24 protein-coding genes are annotated in these 20,289 nt (G+C 65.4%); 12 read left to right on the top strand and 12 right to left on the bottom strand.

What is annotated here, in order from left to right:
* Positions 1-78: 78 nt before the first annotated feature.
* The 6 genes from IB236_RS09355 to IB236_RS09330 form a co-directional block, all read right to left on the bottom strand.
* Positions 79-519, bottom strand: a complete 441-nt coding sequence (locus tag IB236_RS09355; protein ID WP_192420276.1) for a hypothetical protein — start codon at positions 517-519, stop codon at positions 79-81.
* Entirely contained in the window at positions 516-986 is a 471-nt protein-coding gene (locus IB236_RS09350) for a lysozyme inhibitor LprI family protein (protein WP_192420274.1), read from the bottom strand. The genes IB236_RS09355 and IB236_RS09350 overlap by 4 nt, the downstream gene beginning before the upstream one ends.
* A 70-nt stretch (positions 987-1,056) precedes the next feature.
* On the bottom strand, positions 1,057-1,377 hold the full coding sequence (locus IB236_RS09345) for a hypothetical protein (RefSeq protein WP_192420273.1): 321 nt from the start codon (positions 1,375-1,377) through the stop codon (positions 1,057-1,059).
* Positions 1,378-1,393: 16 nt separating this feature from the next.
* Entirely contained in the window at positions 1,394-3,100 is a 1,707-nt protein-coding gene (locus IB236_RS09340; RefSeq protein ID WP_192420271.1) for a YgcG family protein, read from the bottom strand.
* Positions 3,101-3,301: 201 nt separating this feature from the next.
* The gene (locus IB236_RS09335) at positions 3,302-4,570 is read right to left on the bottom strand and encodes a helix-turn-helix transcriptional regulator (protein WP_192420269.1); all 1,269 of its coding nucleotides are present in this window, start codon (positions 4,568-4,570) and stop codon (positions 3,302-3,304) included.
* Positions 4,571-4,645: 75 nt separating this feature from the next.
* On the bottom strand, positions 4,646-5,446 hold the full coding sequence (locus tag IB236_RS09330; protein WP_116747820.1) for a DUF3667 domain-containing protein: 801 nt from the start codon (positions 5,444-5,446) through the stop codon (positions 4,646-4,648).
* Positions 5,447-5,664: 218 nt separating this feature from the next.
* On the opposite strand from IB236_RS09330, the gene coaD reads away from it, so the two are divergent.
* Positions 5,665-6,171 carry a pantetheine-phosphate adenylyltransferase gene (gene coaD / locus IB236_RS09325; RefSeq protein ID WP_015015486.1) on the top strand — a complete coding sequence of 169 codons (507 nt, stop codon included), beginning with the start codon at positions 5,665-5,667 and terminating at the stop codon, positions 6,169-6,171.
* Between the two features lie 112 nt (positions 6,172-6,283).
* On the opposite strand, the gene IB236_RS09320 is transcribed toward coaD, so the two are convergent.
* Positions 6,284-7,231: a LysR family transcriptional regulator gene (locus tag IB236_RS09320; RefSeq protein WP_192420266.1), complete on the bottom strand. Its 948-nt coding sequence runs from the start codon at positions 7,229-7,231 to the stop codon at positions 6,284-6,286.
* A 113-nt stretch (positions 7,232-7,344) separates the two neighbouring features.
* Between IB236_RS09320 and lysA the strand changes: the two genes are divergently transcribed.
* Positions 7,345-8,598: a diaminopimelate decarboxylase gene (gene lysA, locus IB236_RS09315; protein WP_192420265.1), complete on the top strand. Its 1,254-nt coding sequence runs from the start codon at positions 7,345-7,347 to the stop codon at positions 8,596-8,598.
* Between the two features lie 330 nt (positions 8,599-8,928).
* Here the strand turns inward: lysA and IB236_RS09310 are convergent, their stop codons facing one another.
* From IB236_RS09310 to IB236_RS09295, 4 genes are all read right to left on the bottom strand, one after another.
* Complete coding sequence (locus tag IB236_RS09310) at positions 8,929-9,942, bottom strand: NAD(P)H-dependent glycerol-3-phosphate dehydrogenase (RefSeq protein WP_192420263.1); 1,014 nt, start codon at positions 9,940-9,942, stop codon at positions 8,929-8,931.
* Between the two features lie 52 nt (positions 9,943-9,994).
* Positions 9,995-10,453, bottom strand: a complete 459-nt coding sequence (secB, locus tag IB236_RS09305) for a protein-export chaperone SecB (protein ID WP_056746795.1) — start codon at positions 10,451-10,453, stop codon at positions 9,995-9,997.
* A 108-nt stretch (positions 10,454-10,561) separates the two neighbouring features.
* Positions 10,562-10,819, bottom strand: a complete 258-nt coding sequence (gene grxC / locus IB236_RS09300; RefSeq protein WP_015015481.1) for a glutaredoxin 3 — start codon at positions 10,817-10,819, stop codon at positions 10,562-10,564.
* A gap of 78 nt (positions 10,820-10,897) precedes the next feature.
* On the bottom strand, positions 10,898-11,305 hold the full coding sequence (locus IB236_RS09295) for a rhodanese-like domain-containing protein (protein ID WP_060985050.1): 408 nt from the start codon (positions 11,303-11,305) through the stop codon (positions 10,898-10,900).
* Positions 11,306-11,392: 87 nt separating this feature from the next.
* On the opposite strand from IB236_RS09295, the gene gpmA reads away from it, so the two are divergent.
* The 4 genes from gpmA (at position 11,393) to IB236_RS09275 (ending at position 15,100) form a co-directional block, all read left to right on the top strand.
* A complete protein-coding gene (gene gpmA, locus IB236_RS09290; protein ID WP_015015479.1) occupies positions 11,393-12,136 on the top strand; it encodes a 2,3-diphosphoglycerate-dependent phosphoglycerate mutase in 744 nt (247 codons plus the stop codon).
* 122 nt (positions 12,137-12,258) lie between these two features.
* Positions 12,259-13,695 (top strand): S41 family peptidase, encoded by a 1,437-nt coding sequence (locus tag IB236_RS09285; RefSeq protein ID WP_056065928.1) that lies wholly within the window; start codon positions 12,259-12,261, stop codon positions 13,693-13,695.
* 105 nt (positions 13,696-13,800) lie between these two features.
* Positions 13,801-14,550 (top strand): HesA/MoeB/ThiF family protein, encoded by a 750-nt coding sequence (locus IB236_RS09280; protein WP_192420261.1) that lies wholly within the window; start codon positions 13,801-13,803, stop codon positions 14,548-14,550.
* Positions 14,551-14,662: 112 nt separating this feature from the next.
* Positions 14,663-15,100 (top strand): response regulator, encoded by a 438-nt coding sequence (locus IB236_RS09275; RefSeq protein WP_370539906.1) that lies wholly within the window; start codon positions 14,663-14,665, stop codon positions 15,098-15,100.
* Between the two features lie 125 nt (positions 15,101-15,225).
* Here the strand turns inward: IB236_RS09275 and IB236_RS09270 are convergent, their stop codons facing one another.
* Entirely contained in the window at positions 15,226-15,858 is a 633-nt protein-coding gene (locus IB236_RS09270) for a response regulator transcription factor (RefSeq protein ID WP_056065924.1), read from the bottom strand.
* Between IB236_RS09270 and IB236_RS24465 the strand changes: the two genes are divergently transcribed.
* The 6 genes from IB236_RS24465 (at position 15,851) to IB236_RS09245 (ending at position 20,213) form a co-directional block, all read left to right on the top strand.
* Entirely contained in the window at positions 15,851-15,976 is a 126-nt protein-coding gene (locus IB236_RS24465; RefSeq protein WP_255424896.1) for a hypothetical protein, read from the top strand. The genes IB236_RS09270 and IB236_RS24465 overlap by 8 nt on opposite strands.
* A gap of 4 nt (positions 15,977-15,980) precedes the next feature.
* On the top strand, positions 15,981-17,387 hold the full coding sequence (locus IB236_RS09265) for a CHASE3 domain-containing protein (RefSeq protein ID WP_056746792.1): 1,407 nt from the start codon (positions 15,981-15,983) through the stop codon (positions 17,385-17,387).
* A 338-nt stretch (positions 17,388-17,725) separates the two neighbouring features.
* The gene (locus tag IB236_RS09260) at positions 17,726-17,890 is read left to right on the top strand and encodes a DUF1328 domain-containing protein (RefSeq protein WP_010463174.1); all 165 of its coding nucleotides are present in this window, start codon (positions 17,726-17,728) and stop codon (positions 17,888-17,890) included.
* Positions 17,891-17,967: 77 nt separating this feature from the next.
* Positions 17,968-18,360: a hypothetical protein gene (locus tag IB236_RS09255; protein WP_056065917.1), complete on the top strand. Its 393-nt coding sequence runs from the start codon at positions 17,968-17,970 to the stop codon at positions 18,358-18,360.
* A 169-nt stretch (positions 18,361-18,529) separates the two neighbouring features.
* Complete coding sequence (locus IB236_RS09250; protein ID WP_056066545.1) at positions 18,530-18,847, top strand: BON domain-containing protein; 318 nt, start codon at positions 18,530-18,532, stop codon at positions 18,845-18,847.
* 184 nt (positions 18,848-19,031) lie between these two features.
* On the top strand, positions 19,032-20,213 hold the full coding sequence (locus IB236_RS09245) for a putative zinc-binding metallopeptidase (protein WP_056065914.1): 1,182 nt from the start codon (positions 19,032-19,034) through the stop codon (positions 20,211-20,213).
* The last annotated feature ends 76 nt before the right edge of the window (positions 20,214-20,289 follow it).

Raw genomic sequence — 20,289 nt, 5'->3', positions numbered from 1 at the left:
CCCGCGTTTTCGCTGGCTGCTGGGGCGCTGATTTTTGGGGAAAATCGCCCGAAGTGCTAGTGATGGTTGCGCTGGTTGCTATTGTTTTTGAAGCGACTGGCTGCTGTGGACGGGGCCAGCCTCCGGTATCACCACCAGCTGCAGCGCGTCGCCTTCGAGCGTATAGCTGAAGGTGTAGTGGCCCGGTGCCAGCGTGACCTGGCCACCAGGGAAAGACTGGTCAGTGACATGGGTGCGCTGGCGCTGGCCGATCTGGATGCGGGTCTTGCGGTAATGCGCCAGCGTGGCGGGCAGCGCGTGCCAACGGCTGGTGTCGCCCGGCAGCAGCGGGCCCAGGTCCACATCCGTGCCCTGCTGCGGCAGGCCTTGCCAGACATGGGTGAAGGCCTCCTGGCTCTGGTTGCGCACGCGTAGCCACACCTGGGTGCTGCCCTGCGCGCGGGCCCCGGTGGGGCGCAGCAGTGGCGCCAAGGCGGCTGCCCACAGGGGCAGGCGCTGCAGCCAGGTGCGGCGCATCATGGTGAATTTTTCAGGCTGTCCAGGTCGTTGGTGAGCGCGCACACGCGGGCGCGTCGGCGCTCCAGTGCCGCGCCGCCAATGTTCAGCGCGGCCGAGCTGCCCTGATCGGCAAACACGGCGCTGTCCCACTGGCCTTGGGCGGTGTCAAACGCCAGCCAGGCGCGCTGGGCAGTGCGCAGGGTGTCGCGCCGGCCGGGGCCTGCGGCCTTCAGCACCTGGGCGTAGATGCGGTTCAGCTCCTTGTCCCACGCGGCGTAGGCGGCGTTCTGGGCGTCGATCAGGTCTACCGTCACGCCGCCGCTGCGCTCGGAGGCGGCGCCCAGGGCCTTGTCGATGGGGTGGGCGGTGCGCTGGCCGCAGAAATGTTCGGCGGCATGAGCGCCCTGCGTGCCGGAGGCCAGCAGCATGAATGCGGTCAGAAGTGCGAGGGCGGTGCGGTGCAGGGGTGGGTGGAGGCGTTGGTGCATGGTGGTGTGTCCCTCTGTGTCTTTCTTGCTGGCGTGATTTCTTAAGCCTTTTAGATGCGGCGCAGCCCGCTCATGCCCCCACCCACAGCAGCGCCGCCAGGGTGGACAGCAGCGCCAGCACGGTGAAGGCGACCACCGCACCGCCGCCGGCGGCCGCCACGCTGGCCACGGTGGACCAGCCGCGCGCATGGCTCCGGCGCGCGAGGTGGCGGGCCAGCCACAGCGCGGCGAGCCAGCCCAGCACCAGCAGCACGGCCAGGGTGCCCAGCAGCTTTCCGCCTTGGGTGGAGTTCATGCCGTTGCTGCCCAGCAGCGCCGTGAACATGAAGAACAGCGCGGGCAGCAGGTTGGCGGCGCCTGCAATGAGCAGGGTGACGGCGGTGGATGACATGCGGTGGGCCTGCGCCTTACTCCGTGACGGCGTAGCTCAGCACGTCCAGCGACTGCGTGTCTCTGGGGTTCCAAGACAGGGCGGCCGCACGCGCGATGACCGTGTAGGTTTTGCCCTGTTCCAGCTTGCCGCCCGGCTGCAGCGCAGCGGTGCGCGGGTCCACATAGAGCATGGTGGTCAGGCCTTCAGCGCTGCGCAGCAGCACGGGCTGCTTGCCGCTTTGGACCTTTGCGTCGTTGACCCAGGCGGCCTTGTTGCCAGAGGGAGGGTTCAGGCTTTCCACGGTGCCTGACAGGCGCACGATCTTGCGCCACACCTTGCTGTCGTTGGGGTTGGTGACCTTGCCGTTCTCGGCAGCGTCTGCCTTCTGGATGTCGCCCAGCGACTGGTAGGCGATGGTCCAGTCGGCGCGGCTGGTGTCGCGGCGGATGTGGTCGGCCGCGAGCATCAGGTTCTCGGTCCAGTTGCCGCAGGCGTTCTTTTTCTTGCACAGCGCCCATGCGGTGTTCATCCAGCGCTTGAGCTGCTCGGTCTTGTCATGGCTGCCCATCTCCAGCGCCACGCCCGCGCCCAGCACGGCGGCGGCCTGGTTCTGCTCGGGCGCCACTACCAGCACGGCGCCGTTGCCCACGTCGAGCTTGCCCACGCGCAGCTGGCGCATCATGGCGTGCGCGTAGTCCTCGGCGCTCTTGCCGTCCAGGTCTTTCACCAGCAGGGTAACGATCTCCACGCCCGTCTTTTGCGCATGCTCGTACATCTGCTTTTCAAATTGGGCGCGGATGGCCGGGTCCAGGATGCCGAACTCGTCGTAGATGAACTGCGTGCCCTTGGACGGGATTGCGGCCACGTCGACCTTGGGCAGGGTTTCGGCGGCGGCAGCTGCCAGGGCCGGGGCCGGCGCCTTGGCCGCAGGGGTGGCTGGCGTGGGGGTGGGCGCAGCAGTGGGTGCTGGGGCCTTGGCCACTGGGGTAGCGGGCGCCTGCACTGGTGATGGCGCGGCAGGCGCCGCCGCTGCCGTGCGCACCGGCAGCCCGCCGGAGCATTGTGGCCCGCCGCCCTGCAGCTCGCAGGCTTCCTTCCAGCCCGACTCGATGGCAGCCAGGCGCTTTCTGCGGCCGGGGTGGGTTTCGCCGTCCTTCTCGGGGATCAGTGTGGCGATGGCGCGCTGGGCGTCGGCCAGCGGCGCGCCCATCTTGTAGAGCACAAAGCCGCTGAACTTGTCGGACTCCAGCTCGATGGGCGGCTGGCTGCCGCCGGGCACGATGGTGTGGCCCGAGAGGTGGTGCCCGATCTCGTGCGCCATGATGCTCACGGGCGCCCAGTTGTTGGACTTGGTGGCCTCGATCACCTGGCCCATGAAGGCCGGGTTGTAGGCAATCACGCGGCGGGGCACCTGGTCGGGCCCCTGCATGATCACGGCGGCCGCGTTGGGCACCTTGCCTTCCACCACCACAAAGTTGGCGGGCAGGCCGGTGTATTTCATGATCTCGGCCACCACCTGCTTGCCGGTGCCGCCGCCCTTGGACAGGTCGGGCGGTGAAAACGCCAGCGGGCTGCCGTCGTACGAGCAGGCCTGCAGCGTGGCGGCCAGGTCGGCCACCAGTTGCGCCTTGCTGGGTTTGGCCACGGCAGCCGTCTTCTGGGCCATGGCCAGGCCGCCCACGGCCAGGCCCAGCATGGTGGCGCAGGCAAAGGCCACAGGGCGAACATTGCGGTGTTTCATGGGTGCAGGTTCCTCAGGTTGGATCGGTGAATTCAGGGGGCTGCTGCGCCGTGCGTCGCCCAGGGACGTCGATGCGGGTGCGCCCCAGGCGAGGGCGGCCGAGCAAGGGCCGCCCCGCAGTGAGGGCCGCGTCCCCCTGCCCGCATGGCGCAGCCATGCGAGAGCGGGGGGAAGGCGCCGAAGGCGACTCAGGGGGGTGTCTCATGCCGCCACCAAGGCCGCCACGCGCAGCACACGCTGGGCGAGTTCGGCTTGGCCCCGGGTGCCGGTCTTGGCATACAGGCTGGCGAGTTGCGAGCGCACGGTGGGCATCTTCACTTGGCGGGTGTCGGCCATTTCGCGCGGTGTCATGCCCTGCAGCAACAGGGGCAGCAGGGCCGCTTCGGCAGGGGTGAGGCCGTAGAGCGCGCTGCACACCGACACGGTGGCGCCTGCGTGCGGGGGCGTCTCGGGCACCAGGATGAACTGGGCCAGCGCCTCGCCGGAGCCAGGGGCTGTACCGCAGCGCAAGGGGGCCGCCAGGGCCACCAGCGTGGCGGGGGCACCCGCGTGCTGGGGCTGCAGGCGGGCGGAGACCGGTGTCTGCGTGCTCAGGCTGGAGCCCAACAGTGGGACCAGCGCGGGGTGGATCTGTGCCAGCTGCAGTGGCTGGCGCGCCTGCCAGCCGGTGGCGCCGCGCAGCAGGATGCGGCAGGCGTCTTCAATGCCCAGCCAGGCGCGGGCGTGTTCGTTCAGGTAGCGCAGTTCGCCCCGGCGGTTCACATGCATCACGCCCAGGGGCAGCTGGTCCAGCGTGCGCTCCAGCGCGCTGGTGTGGCGCTGGGCCTGCTGCAGCCGCCGCTGGGCGCGCATGAGGCTGCGCACCCACGGCGTGGCGGCGCGCAGGCGGGCGAATTGTTCGGGTGTGAATTCGCTCTGGCCCAGGTCGTTGTACATCGCCAGCACATGCATGCCCACCTCGGGCGAGGCCTCGACGATGCTGTTGACCATGGCATCGATGCCCAGGGGCCGCAGGTAGTCGGCATAAAACGCACCCCGCCGCAGCGCCGGGGTGCTGACCAGCTGCTGGCTCAGCGAGCCGCCGCGCGCCAGCGCGGCGCCCTGCTGGCGCTCCAGCGCCTCGCTCCAGGCATCGCAGCCCTGGATGAGGTTGGCGTAGCGCGCCAGAAAATCGTCGGGCATGCCCCACTGGTAGGCGGTCAGCGGGTCGTCCGAGCCGGGCAGGGGGCAGAACAGCACCACCTTGTGGCTGCCCAGCGCCTCGCCCAGGCGGCGCAGCAGGCGCTCCACCATGCCGGGCTCGCCCAGGGCCTCCAGGCTTTCGGCCATCAAGGCCTCAAAACCCGGGATGCCTGGGTGCTGCCCCATGCGCTGCATATCCCACTCCTGACCGGCCAAGGTGGCCTCCTTTTCGCTGTATGGGTTGAACTGCGGCGGATCGTAGGTGCGTTGCCGCCAGGGCGGCATCATTCAGGTGAAGGATGTGGTGGCACTCCGACACACAATCGTGAACTGGTTCACATTTTTCAGCGGACACCGGGTGGCTCAGCCGCCCATCTGCCAGAGCACCAGCTCCACCACGCCCCGGGCATAGAGCTGGGTGGCCTGCCACTTGAGCCCGGCAAACAGCGCCCCGGCCAGCAGCAGCCAGCCCGCGTCGCGGCGCAGGTCCAGCAGAAAGAACTGCCGCAGCGCCAGCATGAACATCAACGTCTGCAGCGCCGTCATGTACCAGGGCGACCACTGCTTGTGCCACTTGAGCAGTTCCGGCGAATGCGCCAGCACCAGGGGCAGCTGGTTCACCATCTGCAGCGCGATGAACACCGCCTGGCAGTACAGCGCCAGCGCCAGCAGCTCGGCCGTGTTGTAGCCGCGCCGGCGGAACACCAGCCACATGCTGGCCAAAGCCGCCACCGCCCCCAGCGAAAACGACCACTTCGAGTACCCAGTCACCAGCGCATACATACGCTGCGCGGCCTCGCTGGGCAGCTCGGGCCGCAGGTAGTCGGTGTGACCCAGCACGATGAGCAAAAAACCGATGGACAGGAACAGCAGCGTGAGCGGGTGCGGGTGGTCCTTGCGCTGGCCCAGCACATACTCGCGCGCCATGGTGCCCGGCTGCGGCAGCACCCGCAGCGCATTGCGGATGGTGCTCCACTCAAACCACCGGAACCGCTCCCAGGCCTCCTTGCGCATCATGCGGGTGCCCATGCGCGCCGCTTTCTTCTGCCCACAGTGTGCGCAGAACGGGCCAGTGAGCGCCGCGCCGCAGTTGAGGCAGGCGGTGGTGTCGAACAGCGCGTCGTTGATGGGGGTGCTGGGGGATGCGTTGGGGGAGGAGGTCACAGGCGGGGCCTACCTTGGGGCAGAAAGGGCTGGGCATGGTAGGCCGCGAGCCTGCGCCTGGCATCGTTCAGGTGGACGATGCGGCGGTTGGGCGGATGTGGTGTCCGGGTTCATGTTGCACTGCACTGCATAATGCGCGCACGCGGCCCGGCGGGCCCTGCGGGGAGCGCCCCGGGGGCCGGGGCCAACGTCAATCGCCAGACAGGAGACAACCAGCCATGGCCCAGAACGTGCTCGCCGTGTACCCCGGAACCTTCGACCCCATCACCCTGGGCCATGAAGATGTGGTGCGCAGAGCCACCCAGTTGTTTGAACGTGTGATCGTGGCCGTGGCGGCGGGCCACCACAAGAAGACCCTGTTCTCGCTGGAAGAGCGCATCGACATGGTGCGCGAGGCCGTGAAGATGTATCCCCAGGTGCAGGTCGAGCCCTTCTCGGGCCTGCTGCGCGACTTTGTGGTGTCGCGCGGCGGCAAGGCCATGGTGCGCGGCCTGCGCGCCGTGACGGACTTTGACTACGAGTTCCAGCTCGCGGGCATGAACCGCAGCCTGATGCCGCAGGTCGAAACCGTGTTCCTCACCCCCAGCGACAAGTACCAGTTCATCAGCAGCACCTTTGTGCGCGAGATCGCGGTGCTGGGCGGCGAGGTGACCAAGTTCGTATCGCCCTCGGTGGAAGAGCGACTGGCGGTCAAGGTGCGTAGCCTCGCGGCGCCGGGCGGCTGAGGAAACTGTCCGGAACGCGCAAGGAGCCCCGGTTGTGGCTCCTTTGTGCCGATAGCGCTAGTGCAATATGCCTTTGATGCTATCAAAATCATAGTTTGTAGATCCTGTTACATCAGTCCATAGCGGGCGGCAGCTGCGTTGCAATGGCCTGGGCCTGCGCGCGCAGGGCCTCCAGCATGGGCACCACCTCGGGCAGGGGCGGGCGGTACAGCGGCAGCAGCGCCGTCACGCTGAACGGGATGGAAAACGCGAGCCGCCGCAGCACCAGCCGCTCGCTGGCGGCGGCCAGGGCGGTGACGGGGTTGACGATGGCGATGCCCAGGCCTCGCTCGACCATGGCGCACACCGCGGCGGCGCTGTGGGTCTCCACGCGCAGCGTGCGCTCCACGCCTGCCTCGGCAAACCGGGCGTCGATCAGGCGGCGGTAGGGGTCGTCGGCCGAAAGGCTCACAAAAAACTCGCCCGCAAAGTCGGCCAGGTCCAGTGCCGATTTGTGCGCGAGTGCGTGGCCCGCGGGCAACACGGCCACCTCGTCCAGCGTCAGCAGCACCTCCGCCCGCGTGCCGGGCGGGGCGGTGGTCTGTTCGCACAGGCCCAGATCAAACCGTTGGGCACTCATCCATTCTTCGAGCAGGGGCGATTCCTGCGGTGTGACGGACAAGCGTGCCTCGGTGTGCGCCTGCATCAGCCGTGCCGCCGCACCCGGCAGAAGTGCATGGGCCAGCGCGGGCAGGCAAAGCACCGACAGTTGCACGGCCCCCGACCGGCCCAGGGCCACGGCCCGGTCCACCACACGCTCCAGCCCCTGCCACGAGCGCTGTACCTCGTCCCACAGCGCCAGCGCCCGGGCGTTGGGGCGCAGCCGGCCCTGCACGCGCTCGAACAGCGCATAGCCCAGCAGCGATTCGAGCCGCGCCAGCTCGCGGCTCACGGTGGGTTGCGAGCTGTGCAGCAAGTCGGCCGCACCGGTGGCGCTGCCTGCGGTCATCACGGCGCGGAAGACCTCGATGTGGCGGTGGGTGATGCGGTGGGCCAGGGGCGTGTCGGTCGGTCCGGTCATGCATGGAGCATATCCATATTGAATGGATGGCGTAAATAAAAGCATTCGACTGAATACATGGAAGGCGGCATCATCCGCGCATCGTTCTCGCCTTCTGCCTTTGGAGCTTCCCCATGTCCAACCCTTTCTCCCCCGCTCAGCTCTGGGCCCTGGCCGACCAGTTTGGCACCCCGCTGTGGGTGTATGACGCGGCCACCATCCGCCAGCGCATTGCGCAGGTGTCCAATTTCGAGACCATCCGTTTTGCGCAAAAGGCCTGCTCCAACATCCATATCCTGAAGCTGATGCGCGAGCAGGGCGTGAAGGTGGATGCCGTCTCGCGTGGCGAGATCCTGCGTGCGCTGGCGGCTGGCTATGTGGCGGGTAAAGGCGTCGAAGGGCCGTCGGAGATCGTCTTCACCGCCGACCTGTTCGACGCCGCTACGCTCGACTGCGTGGTGGAGCACGGTGTGCCCGTGAATGCAGGCTCCATCGACATGCTGCATCAGCTGGGCGCGCGTTCGCCGGGCCATGCGGTGTGGCTGCGCATCAACCCCGGCTTTGGCCATGGCCACAGCAACAAGACCAACACAGGTGGCGAGCACAGCAAGCACGGCATCTGGCACACCGACCTGCCTGCGGCACTGGATGCGATCAAGCAGCATGGCCTGAAGCTGGTGGGCCTGCACATGCACATCGGCTCGGGTGTGGATTACAGCCACCTGCAGGAAGTGTGTGGCGCCATGGTCAACCTGGTGCGCACGGCGCATGCGGCGGGGCATGACCTGCACGCCATCTCCGCCGGTGGTGGTCTGTCCATCCCCTACCGCAGCGGCGACCCCGTGGTCGACACGCAGCATTACCACGGCCTGTGGGACGCCGCGCGCCAGCAGGCCGAGGCCATCGTGGGCCACAAGCTCGGCCTGGAGATCGAGCCCGGCCGCTTCCTGGTGGCCGAATCGGGTGTGCTGCTGGGCCAGGTGCGCGCCACCAAGAACGCGGGCAACAACCACTTTGTGCTGGTCGATACCGGCTTCAACGAGCTCATGCGCCCGTCCATGTACGGCAGCTACCACGCCATGAGCGTGCTGCGCCGCGATGGTACCCAGGCGGCAGAGCAGCCCAGCGTGGTGGCGGGCCCGCTGTGCGAATCGGGCGACGTGTTCACCCAGGGCGATGGCGGCGTGGTGCTGCCGCGCGACCTGCCCGCCGCGCAGGTGGGTGACTTGCTGGTGATTCACGACACGGGCGCGTACGGCGCCAGCATGTCCTCCAACTACAACACGCGCCCGTTGATTGCCGAAGTACTGGTGGACGGCGGCCAGGCCCGCCTGATTCGCCGCCGCCAGACGGTGGACGAGCTGCTGGCGCTGGAGTTGGGGCTGTAGGCCAGGCCGCAGCGCTGCTCAGGGGCGCCGCGGGCCGAGCCGGCAAGAGGTGCGGGTAGGTGAGGGCCTACGGGTTTGGGGTGCAAAGCCGGACAAGCACCAGCCGGGGTGAGAAATACAGTGAAACCACCTGAACTTCTCACCTTTCAAGGAGATCCCCATGCCTCTCATTGCTTGGCTACTTGGCGTCCCGCTGTCGGTTGTGCTGCTGCTGATGCTGTTTGGGGTGTTCTGAACCCGCATCCCGGCTCGCATGACATTGGCGCCGCCAAACAAAAGGCCCCTGTGGAATTCCGCAGGGGCCTTTTGTCTTGGGGGATCAGTATGGGGTCACACCAACTCCGAGGCCGGCCCGCGCCCCATCAGGGTGACGACCGCATCTGCCGGGGTGAGCTGGCCATCGAGCAGCGCCACCACCGCGCGGGTGATGGGCATGTCAACCCCCAGCTGGGCCGCCCGCTGCGCCACGGTACGGGCGCTGTAAACGCCCTCGGCCACATGGCCCAGCGACTCGACGGCCTGCGGTAGGGTTTTGCCCTCGGCCAGCAGCATGCCCACGCGCCGGTTGCGCGACAGGTCGCCCGTGGCGGTCAGCACCAGGTCGCCCAGGCCCGACAGGCCCATGAAGGTGTCGGGCCGCGCGCCGAGCGCCAAGCCCAGCCGCGTCATCTCGGCCAGGCCGCGCGTGATGAGTGCGGCGCGGGCGTTCAATCCCAGCGCCAGTCCATCGCACAGGCCGGTGGCAATGGCCAGCACGTTTTTCACCGCGCCACCCACCTCCACGCCCACGATGTCTTCGTTGGCATACACGCGCACGCTGGGGCTGTGAAAGGCGTTGACCAGCGCATCGCGCACCTGCGCATGGGGGCTGGCTGCCACCAGCGCGGTCGGCTGGCCCAGCGCCACTTCTTGCGCAAAGCTGGGGCCGCTAAACACGCCTGCTATCAGTTCAGGAGCTACCAGGGCTTGTACTTCATGCGCCAGCAGCCCAAAAGACGTGGAATTGCCAGCGGTTGCAGCCTCAAAGCCCTTGCACAGCCAGGCCACAGGTGCAGCACAGCCATGCAAGGCCTGCAGCATGCCGCGCAAAGCCGCCATGGGCGTGGCCACGATGACGAGGTCGGCCCCGGTCCATAGCGCAGCAAAGTCGCCATGGGCCAGAGTGAGGGAGGGGGGGAGGGTGATGCCCGGCAGGTAACGCGCGTTTTGCCGCTGCGTCTGCATCTGGGCCGCCTGGGCGGCATCGCGCGCCCACAAGGTGACGGCATGGCCTGCGGGGTGCTGGGCGGCACTCATGGCCACCGCTGTCCCCCAGGCTCCAGCGCCCAATACTATGATTTTCATAGCTGTATGCGCTTATTCATCCAGCACTACAGGCATAAATGCCTGTAAATGCTTACTGCGTGATGATGGGCGATGCCTGGCCGGCGGCCTGGGCTTGCTGTTGCTCGTACATGGCCTGGAAGTTGATTTCGGCCAGGTGCACGGGCGGGAAGCCAGCGCGGTTGATCACGTCGGCCACATTGCCGCGCAGGTAGGGGTACACGATCTGGGGGCAGGCGATGCCCATGATGGGGCCCATCTGGTCTTCGGGCACGTTGCGGATTTCGAAGATGCCGGCTTGCTTGGCTTCGACCAGGAACACAGTCTTGTCCTTGATCTTGGTCTGCACGGTGGCGGTCACAGCCACTTCAAAGATGCCTTCGGCCACGGGGGTGGCTTCCACGCCCAGCTGGATGTCCACGCTGGGTTGCTCTTGTTCGAGCAGGATGGCGGGGGAGTTGGGCTGCTCCAGCGACAGGTCCTTGAGGTAGACGCGCTGGATCTGGAACACGGGGTTTTCTTGGTCGGCCATGGTGAAGTCTCTTTGCTCTTACGAAATTGCTAGCAAAACAAAACCCGCCGGGGAGCAGCTCCCGCAGCGGGCACATGGGGCTGCATTATGCAGCGCCCAGAGAGGGGGTCAGGCGCCGAGCAAGGGCATCAGCTCGCCACGGCTGTCCAGCGCCACCAGATCGTCGTGGCCACCCACATGGGTGTCGCCGATGTAGATCTGCGGCACCGTGCGGCGGCCGGTGATTTCCATCATGTGGCTGCGCGCGGCGGGGTCTGTGTCGATGCGGATCTCCTCGATCTGCTCCACACCCTTGGACTTGAGGATCTGCTTGGCCCGGATGCAATAGGGGCAGACGGCGGTGGTGTACATCTTCACGGGTTGCATGGCGAACCTTCCTCTTTCTTCCTGTGGGACTGAAAAACCAGTCGCAAGACTAGCGCTGACCGAATAACTAGGGGCGGATCAGGCTTTTTCCACAGGCAGGCTGGCTTCGCGCCAGGCCTTCATGCCACCAGCGAGTGCCTGGGCGTTGTCGTAGCCCAGTTTTTTGGCAATGGCGACGGCGCGGTTGGCGCGTGCGCCGCTCGCACACACCAGCACCACGGGCAGGGCCTTGTTCTTGACCACGGCGGGCAGGCGCTCTTCGAGCTGGGACACGGGCACGTTCTTGGCGCCAGTCACGTGGCCGGTGGCGAATTCCTCGGCTTCGCATACGTCGATGACCACCGCTTTTTCGCGGTTGATGAGCTGCACGGCGCGTGCTGGCGTCAGCGAACCGCCACTGGCGTTCTTGAGGACCGGCCACAGCAACATGCTGCCCGAAGCCAGTGCAACGAGGAACAGATACCAGTTATCAATAATGAATTTCACGAAGCTTCCTTGGGTTGGCGAACAGCGTAATTCTAGAATGCTGGGTTTTGGCCCGCATTTTTTTGACCTGCCTTTCCTGGGGAAACCATGTACAAGCTCGTTCTGATCCGCCACGGCGAATCCACCTGGAACCTTGAAAACCGCTTTACCGGCTGGACCGATGTGGACCTCACGCCCACCGGTGTCTCCCAGGCCATGTCGGCCGGCAAGCTGCTCAAGGCCGAGGGCTACGAGTTCGATCTGGCGTTCACCAGCGTGCTCAAGCGCGCCATCCACACCCTCTGGTACACGCTGGACGAAATGGACTGCACCTGGCTGCCCGTGGTCAAGGACTGGCGCCTGAACGAGCGCCACTACGGCGCCCTGCAGGGCCTGAACAAGGCCGACATGGCCAAACAGTACGGCGACGAGCAGGTGCTCGTATGGCGCCGCAGCTATGACACGCCCCCGCCAGCGCTGGAAGCCACCGACCCTCGCAGCGAGCGTGGTGACCGCCGCTACGCTGGGGTGGCTGCGGAGAATGTGCCCCTGACCGAGTGCCTGAAAGACACCGTGGCCCGCGTGCTGCCGTTCTGGAACGAGGCCATGGCGCCCGCCATTCGCTCGGGCAAGCGGGTGGTGGTGGCTGCGCATGGCAACTCCATCCGCGCGCTGGTGAAGTACCTGGACAACATCTCCGAGACCGACATCGTGGGTCTGAACATTCCCAACGGGATTCCACTGGTATACGAGCTCGACGCCGACCTCAAGCCCATCCGTCACTACTATCTGGGCGATGCCGAAGCGGCGGCCAAGGCCGCAGCCGCCGTGGCATCACAGGGCAAAGCGTAAATCGCAGGTAAAGAGCGGGGAAAACCCCGCTTATCCCCGCCAAAGTGAGCATCCATGCGGAACTGCGGCGGGTTTGGCCCTTCCAAGGTGTATATTGGTTTCGAAGCGGTAAAAGGTGTTGTATGGGCCACAAACTCAAGATTGCAGGATGGGTATCGGTAGGCGTGGTGGCGGGTGCGCTCACCACGGTGTCACTGCAAACGGTGGCGCGTGGCGCCATGACGCCGTTGCCGCTCGAAGAAATCCAGCAGTTGTCCGCCGTGTTCGGTCTGGTCAAGACCGATTACGTCGAGCCGGTCGATGACAAGAAGCTCATCACCGACGCCATCTCCGGCATGGTCTCCAGCCTGGATCCGCACTCGCAATACTTCGACAAGAAGTCCTTCAAGGAATTCCGCGAGGGCACTTCCGGCCGCTTCGTGGGCGTGGGCATCGAGATCACGCAGGAAGACGGCCTGATCAAGATCGTGTCGCCCATCGAAGGCTCGCCTGCCTTCCGCGCCGGGCTCAAGACCAACGACCTGATCACCAAGATCGACGAAACCGCCGTCAAGGGCCTGGCGCTGAATGACGCCGTCAAGCGCATGCGCGGCGAGCCCAGCACCAAGGTCACCCTCACCATCTTCCGCAAGGACGAGAACCGCACGTTCCCCGTCACCATCACGCGCGAAGAGATCAAGACCCAGTCCGTCAAGGGCAAGGTGATCGAGCCCGGTTACGCCTGGATCCGCCTCTCGCAATTCCAGGAGCGCACGGTGGATGACTTTGTGCGCAAGGTGGAAGAGGTCTACAAGCAGGAGCCCAACCTCAAGGGCTTGGTGCTGGACCTGCGCAACGACCCCGGCGGCCTGCTGGATGCAGCCGTGGCAATTTCTGCGGCTTTCCTGCCCGAGAACGTGACGGTGGTCACCACCAATGGCCAGCTGGCCGACAGCAAGGCCACCTACAAGGCTGCCCCCGACTACTACCAGCGCCGGGGCGGCGGTGATCCGCTCAAACGCCTTCCCGCGTCCCTCAAGGCGGTGCCGCTGGTGGTGCTGGTCAACGAAGGCTCTGCCTCCGCCAGCGAGATCGTGGCTGGCGCGCTGCAGGACCACAAGCGCGCCACCATCATGGGCAGCCAGACCTTCGGCAAGGGCTCGGTGCAGACCGTGCGTCCGCTGGGGCCTGACACGGGCATCAAGCTGACCACCGCCCGCTATTACACGCCGAGTGGCAAGTCGATCCAGGCCAAGGGTATCGTGCCCGACGTGATGATTGACGAGTCGGAAGAGGGCAACATCTTTGCCGCCTTGCGCATGCGCGAGGCAGATCTGGACAAGCACTTGAACAGCGGCCAGGGTGAAGAGAAGAAGGACGAAGCCCGTGAAAAAGCCCGTGAGGAAGCCCGCAAGCGCATGGAAGAAGAAGCCAAGAAGCCTGCGGCCGACCGCAAGGTGCCCGAATTCGGTTCGGACAAGGACTTCCAGCTGGTGCAGGCCCTCAACCAGCTCAAGGGTCGCCCTGTGCTGGTCAGCAAGACGCTGACAGAGCGCAAGGAAGAAAAGAAAGAGAATTGAGCCTTTCGCGCTCCGACCCCGGGCTGGATTTCGCGAGGAATCCAGCCTTTTGCATGTCCGCCTGTTTCACCGTTGATTTTTTGGCCGCTGCAGGCCCGCCTTCCCATGACCGATGACCAGCTCCTGCGCTATTCCCGCCACATCCTGCTCGACGAGGTGGGCATCGAGGGGCAGGAGCGGGTGTTGGAAGCCCATGCTCTCATCATCGGCGCTGGCGGGTTGGGGTCGCCCGCTGCGCTGTACTTGGCGTCCGCCGGTGTGGGCCACATCACACTCGTCGATGACGATGTGGTGGACCTGACCAACCTGCAGCGCCAGATTGCGCACACCACCGCGCGCGTGGGCAGTCCCAAGGTCCAGTCGGCGGCGCAGGCCATGGCCGACATCAACCCCGAGGTGCAGGTCACCGCACTGCAGGCCCGGGTGGATGCGGCGGCTCTCGACAGTCTGGTGTGCGATGCCACAGTGGTACTCGACTGCAGCGACAACTATGCGACCCGCCACGCGGTCAATGCCGCCTGTGTGCGTCACAACAAGCCCTTGGTGGCGGGGGCTGTGATCCAGTTCGATGGGCAGATCACGGTGGTGGACCCGCGCGATGCGCAGTCGCCTTGTTATGCCTGCATCTTCCCGCCAGATGCGGAGTTTGAAGAGGTCCGCTGCTCCACGATGGGTGTATTTGCTCCGCTGGTGGGTGTGGTGGGTGCGGTGCAGGCAGCCGAGGCGCTCAAGCTCATAGCGGGCGTGGGGCAGTCGCTGGCGGGGCGGCTGCTGATGCTCGATGGCCGGGCCATGGAGTGGAGCACCATGCGCGTTCAGCGCCACGCCCATTGCAAGGTGTGTGTTGCGCGGTAGGATTCTTCCTACATGGCCAGCGTGTTGTGGCTGGCAGAATCCGGCGCATGGAAGCCTTAAATTCAAGGCTAGGACAGCGTGACCCGCACTGTCCGTACACATGGACCCGCCCGTGAAACTGCGCACCTACATTGTTGAAGACAACGCGACCATCCGCGAGAACCTGATCGGAACTCTGGAGGAGTTGGCGTCTGTAGAAGCGGTGGGCGTGGCGGAAACCGAAGACGACGGTACGAACTGGTTGTCCTCGCACCCTGAGGAATGGGACTTGGCCATCGTGGATCTGTTCTTGCGCCAGGGCAGCGGATTGGGTGTGCTGGCTGCCTGCCGCACGCGGCGGCCAGGCCAAAAAATGGTGGTGCTTAGCAATTACGCCACGCCGGATGTGCGCATGCGCTGTGCGCAGCTGGGTGTGGATGCCGTGTTTGACAAATCCAACGAGATCGACGCGTTGGTGGACTACTGCGTACAGCACAGCAGCCCGGCCAACGGGCTGGAGGCCGGTAGCGGCGGCGGTGTGTCTGCCGCATCATCGGGCGCATCCCAGTGACACAACCCGCCGCCGCGTGCGTGGGTGCATGCGGCAGTCGGGGTGCTTCTTTTCCCTTCTTTTTCAACGCAAAAGCAAGACTTGCCTACGCCCGGCAGCGCCGGGCTCTGGCCAGGTTCTGGATGTCAGTCGATCAGGCGATTTTTGAGTGCGTAGTAGGTCAGGTCGCTGTTGGACGAGAGACTCATCTTTTCCATCAGGCGTGTGCGGTACGTGCTCACCGTTTTCACGCTCAGCGACAACGACTTGGCGATATCGCCCGCCGTCTCTCCCTTGGCCAGCTTCAGGAACACCTGGAACTCTCGCTCAGACAGCTGCTCATGCGGTGGCGCATCGTCCTTGCGGTTGAGTTGCTGTGCCAGCAGTTCGGCCACGGCAGGCGTCAGGTAGCGGCGGCCCAGAGCAATGGTGCGAATGGCCTCCACGATCTCCGACGGTTCGCACTCCTTGTTCAGGTAACCACTGGCACCCTGGCGGATCAGGTTGATCGCGTAGTGTTCTTCAGGGTAGCCACTCAGGATCAGGATGCCCATGTCGGGCGCCTTGGCGCGCAGCATGGCCAGCGCGTCCAGCCCGCTTTGGCCAGGCATCGACAGGTCCATCAGCAGCACATCGATTTCCTTGTTGCGCACCAGGTCGATGGCCTCGCGGCCGTTGGCCGCCTCGCCTTCCACCCGCAAGTCGACGTGCTCCGACAAGAACTGCCGCAGCCCGGAACGAACAATCGCGTGGTCATCCACAATGCCAATCTTGATCATTGATGCTTCTTTCGAGGCGGCAGCAAAGGTGCTGCCGGTGTGTATTGAAGTCCAGGCGCTCGGCATGTCGTTGCATGGCTGGCGCACCTGGCAGGTAACGGGTCATTATCCAGAATAAGCGTATGAATCTCCAAGAAAACACCCGGCGTTGGTTACCAAAAGTCCGACAGATGGCCCTGAGCCTGCCCATGGCGCTGTTGGCGGCCATGGTGCTGGTGGGCATCAATGAAACGGGGCACATGCGTTCGCAGGACGCGGTGGAACAACTGGCCCAGGGGCTGACCACGCGGGCCGATGTGAACAAGCTGCTGCAAAGCATGCTGGATGCGGAAACCGGCCAGCGGGGTTATCTGCTCACGGGCAACGAGACCTACCTGGAACCGTATGACAAGGCCGTAGCGACCGTGCAGACCAACCTGGATCGCCTGCGCAACCAGTTCATGGCATCGCCCGAGGACATGCAGGAGTTCGCGTTGCTGTCGCGGCAGATCTCGCGCAAGCTGGCTGAGATGGAGCTGAGCCTGCGCCTGCGCCGTCAGGGCAACGAAGATGCATGGAAATTCATTCTGAACACGGATGTGGGCAAGGAGCACATGGAGGCGATCCGCCAGCACGCGCAAGAGCTGATTGCCCGCAGCGACCAGCGCTTGCAACAGGGGCGCGAGCAGATCGAGCAGTCGCTGATGCTGTCGCGCATCGGCATTGCCACGGTCACTGCCATTGGCCTGCTGGCGTTCTACATGTACCTGCGCCAGACGCAGGCGGTTCAGACCGTCAACCTGCGCGAGCAAGAGGTGCTGGAGCGTGAGCGCGACCGCCTGGAAGGACTGGTGCGCGACCGCACGGCCACGCTGTCCGAGTTGGCCAACCACTTGCAGGAGGTGCGCGAAGAAGAACGGGGCCATCTGGCGCGGGAACTGCACGACGAGCTGGGCGCGCTGCTGACGGCTGCCAAGCTGGATGTGGCGCGCCTCAAATCCAAGATCGATGCCACTGCGCCCGACATTGCCGAGCGCCTCAAGCACCTCACCGAAACACTCAACAGCGGCATTGCGCTCAAGCGTCGCATCATCGAAGACCTGCGACCGTCGTCGCTGTCGAACCTGGGGCTCACCGCCGCGCTGGAGATCCTGACACGCGAATACGCCGAGCGCGCAGGCATTGAGGTTGAGACCAGTCTGGAGGCCGTTCAACTGCCCGACGCAGCGCAGCTCACGGTGTATCGCATGGTGCAAGAGGCGCTGACCAACATCGGCAAGTACGCCAAGGCCAGCAAGGTGCTGGTGTCGGTGCACGGCTATCCCACGCATGTGTCGGTGCAGGTGCGCGACGATGGTGTGGGTTTCGACCCGGGCACCGTGCGCCCCACTTCGCACGGCTTGGCTGGCATGCGCCACCGGGTCGAGGCAGCGGGCGGGCGTCTCACGCTCACTTCGCGGCCTGGCAATGGCACCTTGTTGTCGGCCGTGCTGCCGCTGCCGCGCACCTCGTCAGAGCCGCGCCGCAACGCCGCTGCGCACGACGCCTGAGGCATACGCCGCCTTCTTCCCGCATCTCCCTCATTCCCTGCATTGCGTGGCGCAGCGCATGCAGGCCTTCGTGCGACACCTGCTGGCTGTGGGGACGCCACGCCCGGAGCCAGCGTCCTGCCGTGGCGTACCTGCGCTGCAGCCGCTTGTGCGCGCTACCGTGCGCCCGGTCCGGCCAGTGCGCGCCGTCCTACATGACCCCCACTGCGCCGCCGACATGGGCGCGCGCCGCGCACTGGCATCCAGGGCACAGGGAGATACCTACAGTTGGTCCCAGGCGTTGAGGTTTTGGCGCCACCCGATCTGCCGGCAAGCCGGCCACCCATAAGGAGATGGAAATGTTGCACTACGCAGTTGTTTTTCTGGTGATCGCGCTGATTGCAGCCCTCTTCGGTTTTGGCGGTATTGCTGCCGGTGCCGTGGGCATTGCGAAGATTCTGTTCTTTGTGTTCGTGATCATGGCTGTGGTCACCTTCGTGCTGGGGCTCCTGAAAAAGGGGTGAGTCAGGCCGCAACGCCTGGACTGCTGCCCTTCACCCCCTCCCGCATCCCCGTACCCCATACCCCAAGGAGTTTCCCCATGAGCCTTCAGACCGCTACCGACAAAGTGACCCACGGTGTTCGCAACCTGGCCGATGACGTGCTGCAAAGCGCGCAGGACGCAGTGCAGACGACTCGGGCTGCCGCCGACCAGTCGCTGGACAAGGCCGAAGAAAGCGTGCGCGCCCTGCGCCGCCAGACCGACCCGGCGATTGATGACCTGGCAGCCCGTGCACAGGACCTGGCTGCTCGCAGCATCGACTACTGCGCCGAGACCAGCGCGCGTGCACGCCGTCAGATCCAGCAGGCAGCCGAAGTCACCGGCAAGTATGTGGCCGAGCAGCCCGGCAAGTCGCTGGTCATCGCCGCCGCATCGGGGGCTTTGCTGGCCACCGTGGCGATGTGGATGTCCCGCCGGCGCAATGCATACTGAGGGCTAGCACGCCGGTGTTTGCACGCCGGTGCCTTGCCCGCAGTGCCTGGCTATGCGCCAGCGCTGTCCTTTTCCCACAGTCCGCCGGTCGCGGAGGGTGCAACAGACCGGTGGACTGAACATGTCCCAGCACCCGCGTTCCCAACCATTCTTGAACAAGGAAAACACCATGAAATACGCACGTGCCCTCGCTTTTGCCGCAGTTGCCGGTATCACCATCGTCACAGCCACAGGTTGCTCGGTGGCCCGCGAACAGCAAACAGTTGGCTCCTATGTGGATGACGCTGGCATCACCACCGCCGTGAAGGCCAAGATGGCCGAAGACAAGAACGTGTCTGCCACCTCCATCAGCGTGGAAACGCTCAATGGCACGGTGCAGCTGTCGGGCTTTGCCAAGTCGCAGGCTGAAAAGAACCAGGCCGAAAACATTGCGCGCAACACCAAGCATGTGCGCGAAGTGCGCAACAGCATCGTTGTGCGGCCCTGACCGGTAGGGCTGACGCCCTGCACCCGGGGCACCACGCCCCTGGCGCAGTGGCTTCGATCCTGAAGCAGGCTCCGGGAATGTCCCGGGGCCTGCTTTTTTCATGGGCCCACCCTGGCGCTGCAAAAGGGGGGCCGTGCGTTGTTCCTCCTCACGGCTCCGGTCCACGGGGTATAAGCTCCACACCATGCGGGTATTCAATTGCGACCATTGCGGTCATCTGGTGTTTTTCGATAGCGTGCAGTGCCTGCATTGCGGCAGTGCGCTGGCCTTCTTGCCCGATGTGCTGACCATGGCTGCCCTGGCCCCTGCACCGCAGGACGGTGCCGACCTGTGGCGCCGCCAAGGGGGGCAGGGCAGTGCCCACTACAGCGGGCGCCTGTACCGCATGTGCCGCAACCACACGGACCACCAAGCCTGCAACTTCGCGATACCCGCCAACGACTTTGCGGAGCTGTGTGTGTCGTGCCGCCAGACCCGGGTGATGCCCGACCTGTCCGAGCCCGCCAACATGGGGCGCTGGATGCAGATCGAAGCGGCCAAGCGGCGGCTGTTCTACAGCCTGGCCCGCCTGGGCCTGGAGCCGGCGCCCGGGCGTACCGGTCCGGTGTTCGAGTTTTTGGCCGAGGTGCCGGGCGGACCGCCCGTGCTGACGGGCCACCACAGTGGGACCATCACGCTCAACGTGGCCGAGGCGGACGACGACGAGCGCGCGCGTCGCCGCATCGCGCTGGGTGAGCCCTACCGCACTCTGATCGGTCACCTGCGCCATGAGTCCGGCCACTTCTATTGGGACCAGCTGGTGCGCGACGGCGGGCGGCTGGACGACTTCAGACAGATGTTTGGTGACGAGCGCCAGGACTACGCAGCGGCGCTGGAGGCGCACTACGCCAAGGGCAACGAGGGCAGTGACTGGGCCAACCACCATGTGAGTGCCTATGCCGCCGCCCACCCCTGGGAAGACTGGGCTGAAACCTGGGCCCATTACCTGCACATGATCGACCTGCTGGAAACCTCGGCCAGCTATGCCACCGAGGTCACTATTCCCGGTATCTATGGCGCGCAGCGCAGCAGCGCCATCGATCCGTTTGCCAGCCCGGCGCCCGACTTTCAGTCCATGGTGCAACACTTGGTGCCGCTGACGCTGCTGCTCAACAGCCTTACGCGCAGCCTGGGTCAACCTGATGCCTACCCGTTCGCGCTGGCGGGTGAGGTGCTGGCCAAGCTGCGCTTTGTGCACGACATGGTGCGTGCAGCGGCCGCGCGCCCTGCCCCTGTGGCCACTATGGCACCCATGCCGCCACCCTCGCCGGCTGCGAATCAAGGTGTCAAAAAGAATAGCAAGGCAGCCAATAAAGACCGGCGCTAGAGAGCGATTCGGTCGAAATATTGACGGTGGCTGTCGGCCGGGCATGAAAACGGCCTGGAACTTGCTTGAGGGCTTG

Source organism: Acidovorax sp. ACV02, from assembly GCF_014851475.1.
Taxonomy (GTDB): domain Bacteria; phylum Pseudomonadota; class Gammaproteobacteria; order Burkholderiales; family Burkholderiaceae_C; genus Acidovorax; species Acidovorax delafieldii.
Note: the sequence above shows the minus strand (reverse complement) of the source record. Positions and strands in the feature narration are given on the sequence as shown.